Here is a 13,438-nt window from a genome sequence, read left to right as displayed (position 1 = left end):
ATGGTTTCTTATGCTCGCAAAAACGAACGACCGTTCTTTTTTGCGAGATCAATTTTTGTATTCGGCCCGTGGAGTCACTATCGGGACATACCCGTGTGTGCGCCGCACCATGCAGAAATCACGCAGTTGTTCGTAAAATCCTGCGCCATGAAAGCCTTTGACGCACTCGACAAGCTGGACCGCGCCATCTTGCGCCGCCTGCAGGACAACGGCCGCGAGACGTACGACGTCATCGGAGAACAGGTGGGCCTGTCGCCCAGCGCGGTGCTGCGCCGCGTCAAGCGGCTGGAAGACAGCGGCGTGATCCACCGCTACGTGGCCCTGGTGCAGCCCGAAGCGGTGGGGCTGGGACTCACGGCGTACCTGAACGTGCGGCTGGAAAAACACACGGAAAGCCACAAGCGCAACCCCATGGACCTGTTCCGCGCCAGCGTGCAGACCTGGCCCGAGGTGGTGGAGTGCGCATCGCTCACCGGCGAAATGGACTACCTGCTGCGCGTGGTGGTGGCCGACATGGCGCACTACAGCCGCTTCATCATGGACACGCTGCTCAAGCACCCCAGCGTGCAGGACTGCAAGACCAGTTTTGTGCTCGACCGCGTGAAGGCGACGACGGCTGTGCCGGTGTAGTCCAGCGCGGGCCTTCGCCCTTGGCCGGGATGGGGCACGTCACAGGCGTGACTCCCTGTGGCGTCTGTTGATGTGGCGGAGGTTGCTGTAAGGCGGTCCGCGCTTTACGCTCTGGCCCGTGCAGAGAAGGCTTGGCGCAGACGGGGGTGCAGCCACCCCAGCCGTCGCGTCTGCGACCCATGCTGAGGAGATCCGGGGCATGAATACTCTCAAATTGATAGCTATTGAGGCATGCTGTTCCAGCGCTTGGAGTCGATTTTTCCGCATTTTGAGTAGGATCACTATTTTGTTGCGGCGCAGCAATTTGGACTGGAAAAGATGAGGGAAAACCCTTATATTTGGCGACATGTTCGCAACCAAAGACTGGCTCAAGGCATCCTGGTACGCAGGCCGGGACCTGCTGCGCCCGGTAAGCAGCGGCTCTTCTGCCTCTGACATTCACATCCACCAGCAGGAGACGCCCGTGATGGTTCCTATCCGCTCCCTGGGCCCCTCCTACCGGGAGCGGATCACCCAGCACCTGCTGCAGCTGGAGCCTGCAGACCGCTACCTGCGCTTTGGCTATGCCGCCAACGACGAACAGATCCGCCGCTACGCCGAGCAGCTCAACTTCGAGCGCGATGAAATCTTTGGCATCTACAACCGTCGCCTTGAGCTCATCGCCATGGCCCACCTGGCGTTTTCGGAAAACCCCGAACACAAGCCGTGTGCTGAATTCGGTGTGTCCGTGCTCAAGCAGGCACGGGGTCGCGGCTTTGGCGCGCGCCTGTTCGAGCGTGCCGTGATGCATGCGCGCAATGAGGGCGTGAACATGGTGTTCATCCATGCGTTGTCTGAAAACACCGCCATGCTCAAGATCGCGCGCAACGCCGGTGCCACCGTGCGCCGCGACGGGTCCGAGTCCGAGGCCTATCTGCAGATTCCACCCGCCAGCCTCGACACGCGCATGACCGAGATGGTCGAGCAGCAGTTCGCCGAGGTGGACTACCAGCTCAAAAAGCAGGCCAAGCAGTTCTGGGACTTTCTGGCCAATGTGCAGGAAGTGCGCAGCGGCGTGCAACACGCGCGCCACCAGTCGGCCGAGTGAGCCATGGCGGTCACGCCCCCGGCCGTGACGCCGGTGGTGGCCGGCTGTCACGGCAATCCGCTATCCTAGGGGCCTGATTCACTACCGCACGTCCTGCACTCCAGACAGTGTCTGACCCGCACCCCGCGCACCCCGGGCGACCGCCCGAGAGGGAAGACAAGCGCACCTTCCTGCAGAAAGTGGCCGAGTTCATCCATCCTGGGCCGGACTCCACGGAAGAACTCATCGAAACCCTGGCCGAGGCCGAGGACAACGAGGTCATCGGCGCCGAATCGCGCGTGATGCTGGAGCGCGTGATCCGCATGGCCGACATGACGGCGGGCGATGTGATGGTGGCAGCACCGCGCATGGACCTCGTCAACATTGACGCGCCTTTCGATGAGCTGCTGCACCTGGTGATCAGCACCGCGCATTCACGGTTTCCGGTCTACCAGGGCGAGCGCGAGAACATCATCGGCATCCTGATGGCCAAGGACCTGCTCAAGCTGCAGCGGGCGCCCGAGCTGAACATCCGTGCGTTGCTGCGCCCGGCAGCGTTTGTGCCCGAAAGCAAAGGCCTGAACGACCTGCTGCGCGAGTTCCGTGGCAACCGCAACCACCTGGCCATCGTGATCGACGAGTTTGGCCGCGTGGCCGGGCTCATCACCATCGAAGACGTGCTGGAGCAGATCGTCGGCGAGATCGAGGACGAGTTCGACATCCCCGAAGACGATGGCGACATCTTCGGCCTGGCCGACCGGACCTACCGTGTGAGTGGTGACACCCCCATCGAGCGTGTGGCCGAGGCCTTTGAGGTGACCATCGTGGGTAGCGACCCCAACGAGCATTTCGACACCATCGGCGGCCTGATTGCCCACGAAATGGGCCATGTGCCCAAGCGCGGTGAGCATCTGCAGCTCAGCGGCCTGCATTTTGTGGTGCTGCACACCAAGGGCGGGGCGGTGCGCTGGTTCAAGGTGTCCAGGGTCGAAGACACTCCCTCCGACGGCTGATGTCGCGGCGCTCTCGGATGGCGGGCGGGCCGCTGCTGCCGCAGCTGCTGCTGGCACTGGCGGCGGGCCTGGCCCAGGCGGCCTCGCTGGCCTGGCCGGGCAGCGGCCAACCCTTGTGGTGGCTGCAGCTGGCTTCGATGGCTGCGCTCGCCTGGATGGTGCGGCCTTTCGCTGTTGAGCACCCGCGCGTTGCTGCGCCCTGGCGGCGCGGTGCGCTCGTGGGCGGGTTGTTTGCCACCGCCTGGCTGGCAGGTACTTTCTGGTGGCTGTTCATTTCCATGCATTCTTATGGTGGCCTGCCCGCGCCTTTGGCCGTGGCAGCGGTGCTGGGGCTCGCTGCCTTTCTTGCCAGCTACTATTCGGCGGCTTTGGCCTTGTTTTGCCGGTATGCGCCGATGAATCGTGCCGGGAGTGCTCTTCTTTTCGGAGCGCTGTGGCTGCTGGCCGAACTGGCACGGGGCGTCTGGTGGACGGGGTTTCCGTGGGGTGCTGGCGGCTACGCGCATGTGGATGGGCCGCTCGCCGTGCTGGCCCGCCACATGGGGGTGTATGGCATCAGCGCGGTGGCTGCGGCGTTGGCGATGGGCGTGGTGCAGGTGCGTGCCACCGACCTGCGCACCGTGCGCTGGTGGGCGCTGGTGCTGGCGGCGGGCGGCCTGCTGGCCTGGGCCACGGTGGACCGGCTGTGCGCGGTCAATCTGTGCCACACCCCGGCACGGCGCGCAGCGCCCGCCCTGAGCCTGGAGCTGCTGCAGGGCAATATCCCCCAGGACGAAAAGTTTCAATCCGGCAGCGGCGTGCCCGTGGCCCTGCAGTGGTATGCCGAGGCCCTGCGCAACGCCCAGGCTGACCTGGTGGTGGCGCCCGAGACCGCCATACCGCTTCTGCCGCAGCAGCTCATTCCGGGGTATCTGGAGGGCATGCAGCAACGCTATGCGCAAGGGGCCCAGGCCGCCATGGTGGGCATTCCGCTGGGGGATGAAGCGCAGGGCTACACCAACTCCGTGCTGGGCATGAGCGCCACGACCCAGGCAGAGCCCTATCGCTACGACAAGCACCACCTCGTGCCATTTGGAGAGTTCATTCCGCCGTTTTTCAAGTGGTTCACGGCCATGATGAACATCCCTCTGGGCGATTTCAACCGGGGGACCGTGGGCCAGGCGTCGTTTGCCGTGGCGGGGCAGCGCATCGCGCCGAACATCTGCTACGAAGACTTGTTCGGCGAGGAGTTGGGGGCTCGATTCATCGACCCCGCCCAGGCCCCCACGGTGTTTGTCAACTTCAGCAACATCGGCTGGTTTGGCGACACCCTGGCCATCGACCAGCATCTGCACATCAGCCGCATGCGTGCGCTCGAATTCGAGCGCCCGATGGTGCGCGCCACCAACACGGGAGCCACGGTCATCATCGACCACCGGGGCGTGGTCACGCACCAGCTGGCCCGCTACACGCGCGGCGTGCTCAAAGGCGAGGTGCAGGGCCGGGGGCTGGACGCACAAAGTGGCTGGGCCATCACGCCTTACGCGTGGTGGGTGTCCCGCTGGGGGCTGTGGCCGCTGTGGGCGCTGGGGGCTCTGGTGCTGGTGGGGGCCATGGTCGCTAGCAGGGGCCGCAGGCCGCGTGGCAATTGATCCAGGTCAGGCGTTGCGCCCGGCGGCGCAGGGGCCTGCGCACCCCCGTGTTTAGAGGCGGCTCCCTATGCCTTGATAATAGAGGCCCGCAACCGGGGGGCTGGTGTTGCGTAAAACGATGATTTGAGGCGGGCCATCCGCCGTTCTGGAGCACGACTGAAAATGGCAGATTCCTTTTCCTACGAACAACTGATTGCCTCCGGCGAGGGCCGGCTGTTCGGCGCTGACAGCGGGCGTCTGCCGCTGCCACCCATGCTGATGTTTGACCGCATCACGCACATCGACAGCGATGGTGGCGCGCACGGGCTGGGAAAGATCCGCGCCGAGCTCGATGTCAAGCCCGACCTGTGGTTCTTTGCCTGCCACTTCCAGGGCGATCCGGTCATGCCTGGCTGCCTGGGGCTCGATGCCATGTGGCAGCTCATCGGTTTTTACCTGACCTGGCTGCAACTGCCGGGCCGGGGCCGTGCGCTGGGTGCGGGCGAGGTCAAGTTCACCGGCGAGGTCGGCCCTGACGTGAAGCTGGTCACCTATGAAATCGATATCAAGCGCGTCATCAAGCGCAAGTTGGTCATGGCCATTGGCGATGCCCGTCTGCTGGCCGACGGTAAGGAAATCTATGTGGCCAACGACCTTCGCGTGGGTCTGTTCAAGCGCGAGGAAGACGGTAAGGACGCAGCATGACCACCAAGAAGCGCGTAGTCATCACCGGCGCGGGCATCGTCTCGTGCATTGGCAACGATCTGGCCTCCGTGGAAGCTTCGCTGCGTGCGGGCACCAGCGGCATCAAGGCCGTGGAGAAGTTCAAGGAACTGGGCCTGCGCAGCCAGGTGGGCGGCGCACCGGAGATCGATATCGAAGCGCGCATTGACCGCAAGCAGCTGCGCTTCATGGGCGATGCGGCGGCCTATGCGCAGATCGCGCTGGAAGACGCTATCCAGCAAGCAGGCCTCACGCCCGAACAGGTCAGCCACCCGCGCACTGGCCTCATCATGGGGTCGGGCGGTGGTTCGCCCGCCAACCAGATCGAAGCGGCCGACACGCTGCGCGAAAAAGGCATCCGCCGCGTGGGGCCCTATCAGGTCACGCGCTGCATGAGTTCTACCGTGTCCGCCTGCCTGGCCACCAACTTCAAGGTCAAGGGCATCAACTACTCCATCACCTCGGCCTGCTCCACGTCCGCCCACTGCATCGGCGCGGCCGCGCAGCAGATTGCCTGGGGTGTGCAGGATGTGATGTTTGCGGGCGGTGGCGAAGAGCTGAGCTGGGGCATGTCGCTGCTGTTTGACGGCATGGGCGCCATGTCCAGCAAGTACAACGAAACGCCCGAGAAGGCCTCACGCGCCTACGACGCGAACCGCGACGGCTTCGTGATCGCTGGCGGCGGCGGTGCCGTGGTGCTGGAGAGCCTGGAGCACGCCCAGGCCCGTGGCGCGACCATCCTGGCCGAAGTGGTGGGCTTTGGCGCCACCAGCGACGGTGAAGACATGGTGGCCCCGTCGGGCGACGGCGCCATTGCCTGCATGCAGCAGGCAATGGAAGGTCTGGACGCCCCCATCGACTACATCAACACCCACGGCACCTCGACCCCCGTGGGCGACATGCAGGAAGTGCGCGCCATGCGTGCCCTGTTTGGTGACAAGGTGCCACCGTTCTCGTCCACCAAGTCGCTCACCGGCCACTCGCTGGGCGCCACGGGCGTGCAGGAGGCCATCTACTGCATGATCATGCTGAACAAGGGCTTCATCGCCGGCTCGGCCAATGTCGAGACACCTGACCCGGCCCTGGGCAACATGCCTCTGGTCACGCAAACGCGCGATGCGCAGCTGAACACGGTGTTGTCCAACAGCTTCGGCTTTGGTGGCACCAACGCCAGCCTGGTGCTGCGCCGCTGGAACCACTGACCGCGCGGACTCTCCACCGTAACGGCCTGCCTGTCTCTGGACATGCAGGCCGTTTTTTGTCGGCTCTATCGGCCCGTCAGCGCCTGACGGGCCTTGGGGTTGGGCTGCAGGGCCTCGTGCAGCAAGGCGGGCAACATGCCCAGCATGCGGGTGGCCTGCAGACCGGGCGGAAAGGCGCGCGCGTGGTAGCTGTACAGCGACATGGGGGCCAGCTCGTGCAGCTCCTGTGCCACCATCTGTGCAGGGTCCAGCCCCTTGGCGGTGAGAAAGTCCACCACCGTCCAGCCCATGCCCCGGCGCACCAGCTCCAGCGCCAGGCGCGATGTCTGCACCTGGATGCCGGGCCCGGCAGGCGAGCCGAGGCGGTGTGCGATTTCGTCAATCGCCTGGCGCATGGGGTCGTCGCCCACCAGGCGGATCACGGGCACCTGCGCCAGCCGCGCACCGGGGCTGGCGGCACGGGGAGCGCGCGCCCACACGCTGGTCGCGACCGCCAGGTACAAGCGACCACTGACCAGCAGATCGCTCGCGATTTGTGGGTGGGGGTGTTTGTAGAAACCCAGGCAAAAGTCCACGCTGCGCGTGAGCAGGGCCTGGGTCATCTGGTCCTGGTGGATGGTGCGCACCTCCACGCCCACCTGCGGATGCTGCTCGGCATGGTGCTGCAGCAGGCGCGGCAGAAATTCGTGCGTGATGGACGGTATGGCGCCCAGCCGCACATCGCCCGAATCACTGGTCGCCAGGTTGCGCGCAGTGCGCTTGAGGGCGTCCAGCTGCCGGTAAATGCCCGTGGACTCGGTGGCCAGCACCTGGGCCTCGGGCGTCGGGGTCAGGCCGGCCGGCGAGCGGTTGAACAGCCGGTAGCCCAGCTGCAACTCGGTGTGTGCCACGGCCTTGCTGATTGCTGAGGGCGTGATGCACAGCAACCGCGCCGCTGCGCTCATGTTGCCGGTTTGCAGCACGGCCTGAAAAACTTCCAGTTGTCTCAAGTTCATGGCGGAGTTGGCTTGTGGCGGTGGCCGAGGGGCACTTCATGGCCTTCGAGCGGCAGCTCAGGGGTGTGATCTGAATTCATAAGGGTGGGTCAATTATTCCGCATGACTGTGTTCTGGTTTCTCATAGGATGCGGCACCGCTTCACCGGCGGTTGTGAATAAAGCGGCGCAACGCGTGCTGCCACCCAAAAAAATCAGGAGACCTCTTCATGCGCATTTCTTCCTCCCCCACCGCCAGCCGCTGGCTCGCGGGTTTGCTGTTGTCTGCTGCCTCCGCCGTTGCCATGGCCCAGGCTGCCAAGCCCAATGTGGTAGTGCTGGCCACGGGCGGCACCATTGCCGGTGCGGGCGCCTCGGCCGCCAACAGCGCAACCTATGCCGCCGCCAAGGTGCCGGTGGACAAGCTCCTGGCAGGACTGCCTGAGCTGGCCAATGTGGCCAAGGTGTCGGGTGAGCAGGTGTTCCAGATCGCCTCCGAGAGCTTCACCAACGAGCACCTGCTGCGCCTCGGGCAGCGCGTGTCGGCCCTGGCCAAGCAGGCGGACGTGGATGGCATCGTGATCACCCACGGCACGGACACCCTGGAAGAAACCGCGTACTTCCTGAACCTCACCGTGCGCACCAACAAGCCCATCGTGGTGGTCGGCTCCATGCGTCCCGGCACTGCCCTGTCGGCTGACGGCGCGCTGAACCTGTACGACGCCGTGACTGTGGCCGCCAGCAAGGACGCGGCCGGCAAGGGCGTGCTGGTCACGATGAACGACGAGATCCAGAGCGGTCGCGACGTGAGCAAGACCATCAACATCAAGACCGAGGCCTTCAAGAGCCAGTGGGGCCCGCTGGGCATGGTGGTGGAAGGCAAGAACTACTGGTTCCGCGCCCCGGTCAAGCGCCACACGACCAACTCCGAGTTCAACATCGACGACATCAAGGCGCTGCCCGCCGTGGACATCGTGTACGGCTACGGCAACATGAACACCACGGGCATCGAGGCCTACGGCAAGGCCGGCGTCAAGGCGCTGATCCATGCCGGCACCGGCAACGGCTCGGTGGCCGCACAGGCGGTCGATTCGCTCAAGGCCTTGCGTGGTCAGGGCGTGCAGATCATCCGTTCGGCCCGCGTGCCCGATGGTTTTGTGCTGCGTAATGCCGAGCAGCCCGACGATAAGTACGACTGGGTGGTGGCCCATGACCTGCGCCCCCAAAAGGCCCGCATCCTGGCCATGGTCGCTTTGACCAAGACCAACGACAGCAAGGAACTGCAGCGCATTTTCTGGGAGTATTGATCCCTGTTTTCGAGGTTTGAACGCCATGCTTTGACGCGATGCATGCGTTGACGGCCACACCCGTGTGGCCACCGGTACGCACCGGCTTATAGCTCGCGTGACTGGTTGGGAAGGCTGGGGCTCCAAAAGGGCTCCGGCCTTTTTTCATGGGCGCGGGCCGGTGTTGCTGGCGCTGGCGCAGCACGCGCGGCTGCGCGCCGTAAAATCACCGGTTTGCGCGCGCGATGCCCGTCCTTGTTGCCCATGGGGCGGCGGGCGCTGGGTTTGGCTCGCGCACCGCGTTTTCTTCTTTTTCCCCTTACTTGCCAGGCCCTGGCTTGCCAGTGCCTCAGCCACAGACGCCATGTTGACATTCCAGCAAATCATTTTGAAGCTGCAGTCCTACTGGGACGCGCAGGGTTGCGCCCTTTTGCAACCCTATGACATGGAAGTGGGCGCCGGCACCTCGCACACTGCCACTTTCCTGCGCGCCATCGGCCCCGAGCCCTGGAAGGCCGCCTACGTGCAGCCCAGCCGCCGCCCCAAGGACGGCCGCTACGGCGAGAACCCCAACCGCCTGCAGCACTACTACCAGTACCAGGTGGTGCTCAAGCCCGCACCGGCCAACATCCTGGAGCTGTACCTGGGCTCGCTCGAAGCCCTGGGCTTCGACCTGAAAAAGAACGACATCCGCTTTGTCGAAGACGACTGGGAGAACCCCACGCTCGGCGCCTGGGGCCTGGGCTGGGAGGTGTGGCTCAACGGCATGGAAGTCACGCAGTTCACCTACTTCCAGCAGGTCGGCGGCATCGACTGCAAGCCTGCCACGGGCGAGATCACCTACGGCCTGGAGCGCCTGGCCATGTACCTGCAGGGCGTGGACAACGTCTACAACCTCAAGTGGACCGACACCCTGAGCTACGGCGACGTGTACAAGCAAAACGAGGTGGAGCAGTCCACCTACAACTTTGAGCACAGCGACGCGGACTTTCTTTTCACCGCCTTCAATGCGCACGAAAAGCAGGCCAAGTACCTGATGGAGCAGCAGCTGGCGTTGCCCGCGTATGAGCAGGTGCTCAAGGCCGCACACAGCTTCAACCTGCTGGATGCGCGCGGCGCGATCAGCGTGACCGAACGCGCTGCCTACATCGGCCGCATCCGCAACCTGGCCCGTGCCGTGGCGCAAAGCTACTACGAGAGCCGCGAGCGCCTGGGCTTCCCCATGGCGCCGCGCGAGTGGGTGGAACAGATGACGAAGAAGGCTGCGTGAGAGAAATGACGATGACAACCCAAAACCTCCTCGTTGAACTGTTTGTCGAAGAGCTGCCGCCCAAGGCGCTGCAGAAGCTGGGCGATGCTTTCGCCACCGTGCTGGGCGACCAGCTCAAGGCCCTGGGCCTGGCGTCTGCCGTCTCGGTGGTCACGCCCTTTGCCTCGCCCCGCCGCTTGGCCGCGCATGTGACCGCCGTGGCCGACAAGGCCGCCGACAAGGCCGTGCAGCAAAAGCTGATGCCCGTGACCGTGGGTCTTCAGGCGGACGGCAACGCCACGCCTGCGCTGCTGAAAAAGCTGCAGGCGCTGGGCGCCGATGTGTCCAACCCCGCAGCCGCTGTAGCCGCCTTGAAGCGCGCGCAGGACGGCAAGGCCGAAGCCCTGTTTTACGACAGCGTGGTGCCCGGTGCCACGTTGGCGGCGGGCCTGCAAAAGGCGCTGGACGAAGCCATTGCCAAGCTCCCTATCCCCAAGGTGATGAGCTACCAGCTCGAAACCGACTGCGAGCTGCCCGGCTGGACCAGCGTGAACTTTGTGCGCCCCGCGCACGGCCTGGTGGCGCTGCATGGCAGCACCGTGGTGCCCGTGAAGGCGCTGGGCCTGACCGCTGGCAACAGCACCACCGGCCACCGTTTTGAAGCCGCCGTGTCGCCCGTGGTGCTGGCCGATGCCGACAGCTACGCCGCCACGCTGCAAAAAGACGGCGCCGTGATTGCCAGCTTTGCCGAGCGCAAGGCCGAGATCGTGCGCCAGCTGGCTGCGGCTGCTGCGAAGGTGGGCAACGGCGCCCGCCCCATCGAAGACGAAGCCCTGCTGGACGAGGTGACCGCGCTGGTGGAGCGCCCCAACGTGGTCATCTGCCAGTTTGAAGAGCAGTTTCTGGGTGTGCCACAAGAGTGCCTCATCCTCACGATGAAGGCCAACCAGAAGTACTTCCCGCTGCTGGACGCCGCGGGCAAGCTCACCAACAAGTTCCTGGTGGTCAGCAACATCAGCCCCGAAGACACGAGCTTTGTGACCGGCGGCAACGAGCGCGTGGTGCGCCCCCGCCTGGCCGATGCCAAGTTCTTCTTTGACCAGGACCGCAAGAAGACCCTGGCCTCGCGTGTCGAGGGCCTGGGCAAGGTTGTCTATCACAACAAGTTGGGCACGCAGGGTGAGCGCGTGGAGCGCGTGCGCGCCATTGCCAAGGCGATTGCATCCCAGCTGGGCGACGCGCAACTGGTGCAGGATGCCGATCTGGCCGCGCAGCTGGCCAAGACCGACCTCGTGACCGATATGGTGGGCGAATTCCCTGAGCTGCAGGGCATCATGGGCGGCTACTACGCCCTGAACGACGGCCTGGGCGAGACCGTGGCGAACGCGATCGAAGACCACTACAAACCCCGCTTTGCGGGCGATGCACTGCCGCGCAACACCGCTGGCGTTGTGGTGGCGCTGGCCGACAAACTCGAAACCCTGGTCGGCATGTTCGGCATCGGCAACCTGCCCACGGGCGACCGCGATCCGTTCGCGCTGCGCCGCCATGCATTGGGCGTGATCCGCATGCTGGTCGAAAAAGACCTGCCGCTGGACTTGAGCGCGCTGCTGGCCGGTGCCTTGCCTGCCTTTGGCGACAAGATCACCGACGCCACGCCCGCTCTGGCCGACTTCATCTACGACCGCCTTGCCGGCAGCCTGCGTGAGCAAGGCTACAGCGCGCAAGAAGTGGACGCCGTGCTGGCACTGCGCCCGCAGCGCCTGGCCCTGGTCGAGAAGCAGCTGGCCGCAGTGCGTGCCTTTGCCGCCTTGCCCGAAAGCCCCGCCCTGGCAGCCGCCAACAAGCGCGTTGGCAACATCCTCAAGAAGGCCGAGGTCGAAGGCACGGTGGATGCCCACGTCAACCCCAACCTGCTGCAGGAAAAGGCGGAGCAGGACCTGTACGCCGCGCTGCAGCGCTTTGTGCCCGAGGCCAATGCCCAGTTCGACGCGGGCGACTACACCGCCAGCCTGCAGACCCTGGCCGTGCTGCGCGCGCCCGTGGATGCGTTCTTTGACGACGTGATGGTGAACGCCGAGCAGCTGGACCTGCGCCTGAACCGGCAGGGCCTGCTCAAGACGTTGCACGAAGCCATGAACCGCGTGGCCGATTTGTCCCGTCTGGCGGCCTGACCCCTGGTGCTGGTAGGCTGGTGGTTCTCACAAGGCAAACCCCTCCTATGAAACTCGCCATCCTCGACCGCGACGGCACCCTCAACCCGATGGGGGATGAATACATCACTTCGGCCGACGAGTGGGCGGCGGTGCCCGGCGCGCTCGAAGCCATTGCCCGCCTCAACCATGCCGGCTGGCATGTGGTGGTCGCCACCAACCAGCCGGGATTGGGCCGGGGCCTGTTTGACGTGGTGGCGCTCAACGCCATCCACGCCAAGATGCACCGGCAGGTGGCGGCGGTGGGCGGGCGCATCGACGCGGTGTTCTATTGCCCCCATGCGGCCGACGAGGACTGCAGCTGCCGCAAGCCCGCCCCGGGCCTGCTGGAGCAGATTTGCGACCGCTACGGCATGGAGCGCAACGAGGTCCGCGTGGTCGGCAGCTGCGAGGCCCACCTGCAGGCGGGTGCCGCCCTGGGGGCCCAGTTGCACCTGGTGTGCACCGGCCGGTCTGCCGCGTTGCGGCCGGGCGGGGCGTTGCCTGCGGGGTTGCCGGCGGGTACGCAGTTGCACGCCAGCCTCGGAGATTTTGTGGACCAGTTGCTGCCGGTGGTGCCAAGCGCCGCAGCCGCCGTGGCCGCAGCGCCCTTGCCGCTGTCGTGACAAGGCGCAGCAGCATCTTGATGCTATTTAATTCATAGCTGTTGGCGCATATTTCACTAGCGCTTGCGGCCAAAAAGACATCCCAATGGCTCTTATCCGTTCTGTCATTCACCTTCTCTGGATGGGCATCACCGTGGTGCCCTACGCGCTGGCCATCATGCTGGGCACGCTGCTGGGCGTGCGGGGTGTACCCCTGTACCGCATCGCCCGGGCCTGGCTGTCGCTGTGCATCAGCGGCGCGCGGGTGGTTCTGGGCATCCGCGCCGAGGTGACCGGCATGGAGAACCTGCCGCAGGGCGCCAATGAAGGCGCGATCCTGCTGGTCAAGCACCAGTCCACGTACGAGACCTTCCTGATGCCGGTGATCATGCCGCACCCCCTGGCCTACGTGTTCAAGAAGGAGCTGCTGCATGTGCCCTTCTTCGGCTGGGCCATCGGGCGGCTGGACATGATTCACATCGACCGCAACCAGCGCACGCAGGCCTTCAACAAGGTGGTGCAGCAGGGCAAGGACCTGCTGGCCAAGGGCATCTGGATCATCATGTTCCCCGAGGGTACGCGCATCGAGCGGGGGCAGAAGGGCAACTACAAGACCGGCGGTACGCGCCTGGCGATTGACACCGGTGCGCCGGTAATTCCGATCGCCGTGACCTCGGCCAAGGTGTGGCCGCGCAAGGCGTTCGTCAAGCGCCCCGGCGTGGTGGATGTGTCGATTGGCAAGCCCATCTCTAGCGTGGGGCGCCAGCCCGACGAACTGATGCGCGAGGTGGAGGCCTGGATCGAGGCCGAGATGCGTCGTCTGGACCCAGAGGCTTACCCAGCCCCTGCGGCCAACACCGCGGCCCCCAGCGGGAAGTAAACCGACCGT

General features: G+C 65.0%; 12 protein-coding genes. 11 read left to right on the top strand and 1 reads right to left on the bottom strand.

The genetic code is table 11. From position 1 onward, the window contains the following. The first annotated feature begins 147 nt into the window (after positions 1 to 147). The 6 genes from AC07X4_RS07265 (at position 148) to fabB (ending at position 6,244) form a co-directional block, all read left to right on the top strand. Positions 148 to 630 (top strand): Lrp/AsnC family transcriptional regulator, encoded by a 483-nt coding sequence (locus tag AC07X4_RS07265; RefSeq protein ID WP_015012403.1) that lies wholly within the window; start codon positions 148 to 150, stop codon positions 628 to 630. Positions 631 to 976: 346 nt separating this feature from the next. Next, positions 977 to 1,717: a GNAT family N-acetyltransferase gene (locus tag AC07X4_RS07260; RefSeq protein WP_494739670.1), complete on the top strand. Its 741-nt coding sequence runs from the start codon at positions 977 to 979 to the stop codon at positions 1,715 to 1,717. A 107-nt stretch (positions 1,718 to 1,824) separates the two neighbouring features. After that, positions 1,825 to 2,709, top strand: a complete 885-nt coding sequence (locus tag AC07X4_RS07255; RefSeq protein WP_099731314.1) for a CorC family transporter — start codon at positions 1,825 to 1,827, stop codon at positions 2,707 to 2,709. After that, positions 2,709 to 4,340: an apolipoprotein N-acyltransferase gene (gene lnt / locus AC07X4_RS07250; RefSeq protein WP_494739669.1), complete on the top strand. Its 1,632-nt coding sequence runs from the start codon at positions 2,709 to 2,711 to the stop codon at positions 4,338 to 4,340. The genes AC07X4_RS07255 and lnt overlap by 1 nt, the downstream gene beginning before the upstream one ends. A gap of 162 nt (positions 4,341 to 4,502) precedes the next feature. Next, complete coding sequence (gene fabA / locus AC07X4_RS07245; RefSeq protein WP_008907199.1) at positions 4,503 to 5,024, top strand: 3-hydroxyacyl-[acyl-carrier-protein] dehydratase FabA; 522 nt, start codon at positions 4,503 to 4,505, stop codon at positions 5,022 to 5,024. Beyond that, on the top strand, positions 5,021 to 6,244 hold the full coding sequence (gene fabB / locus AC07X4_RS07240; protein ID WP_494739668.1) for a beta-ketoacyl-ACP synthase I: 1,224 nt from the start codon (positions 5,021 to 5,023) through the stop codon (positions 6,242 to 6,244). The genes fabA and fabB overlap by 4 nt, the downstream gene beginning before the upstream one ends. A 65-nt stretch (positions 6,245 to 6,309) precedes the next feature. Here fabB and AC07X4_RS07235 read toward each other — a convergent pair whose 3' ends face one another. Beyond that, entirely contained in the window at positions 6,310 to 7,239 is a 930-nt protein-coding gene (locus AC07X4_RS07235) for a LysR family transcriptional regulator (protein WP_056745449.1), read from the bottom strand. A gap of 208 nt (positions 7,240 to 7,447) precedes the next feature. On the opposite strand from AC07X4_RS07235, the gene AC07X4_RS07230 reads away from it, so the two are divergent. The 5 genes from AC07X4_RS07230 (at position 7,448) to AC07X4_RS07210 (ending at position 13,429) form a co-directional block, all read left to right on the top strand. Further along, the gene (locus AC07X4_RS07230; RefSeq protein WP_099731311.1) at positions 7,448 to 8,524 is read left to right on the top strand and encodes a type II asparaginase; all 1,077 of its coding nucleotides are present in this window, start codon (positions 7,448 to 7,450) and stop codon (positions 8,522 to 8,524) included. Between the two features lie 343 nt (positions 8,525 to 8,867). Next, positions 8,868 to 9,773: a glycine--tRNA ligase subunit alpha gene (gene glyQ, locus AC07X4_RS07225; protein WP_010462637.1), complete on the top strand. Its 906-nt coding sequence runs from the start codon at positions 8,868 to 8,870 to the stop codon at positions 9,771 to 9,773. Between the two features lie 11 nt (positions 9,774 to 9,784). Continuing rightward, positions 9,785 to 11,926, top strand: coding sequence for a glycine--tRNA ligase subunit beta (gene glyS, locus AC07X4_RS07220; RefSeq protein ID WP_494739667.1), 2,142 nt, complete (start codon positions 9,785 to 9,787; stop codon positions 11,924 to 11,926). A gap of 47 nt (positions 11,927 to 11,973) precedes the next feature. Next, positions 11,974 to 12,570, top strand: a complete 597-nt coding sequence (gene gmhB, locus AC07X4_RS07215; protein ID WP_056059492.1) for a D-glycero-beta-D-manno-heptose 1,7-bisphosphate 7-phosphatase — start codon at positions 11,974 to 11,976, stop codon at positions 12,568 to 12,570. A gap of 85 nt (positions 12,571 to 12,655) precedes the next feature. Next, positions 12,656 to 13,429, top strand: a complete 774-nt coding sequence (locus AC07X4_RS07210) for a lysophospholipid acyltransferase family protein (RefSeq protein WP_056059490.1) — start codon at positions 12,656 to 12,658, stop codon at positions 13,427 to 13,429. Positions 13,430 to 13,438: the final 9 nt, after the last annotated feature.

Source organism: Acidovorax sp. GW460-11-11-14-LB4 (assembly GCF_059423685.1).
This window is presented reverse-complemented; position numbering and strand designations above follow the sequence as displayed.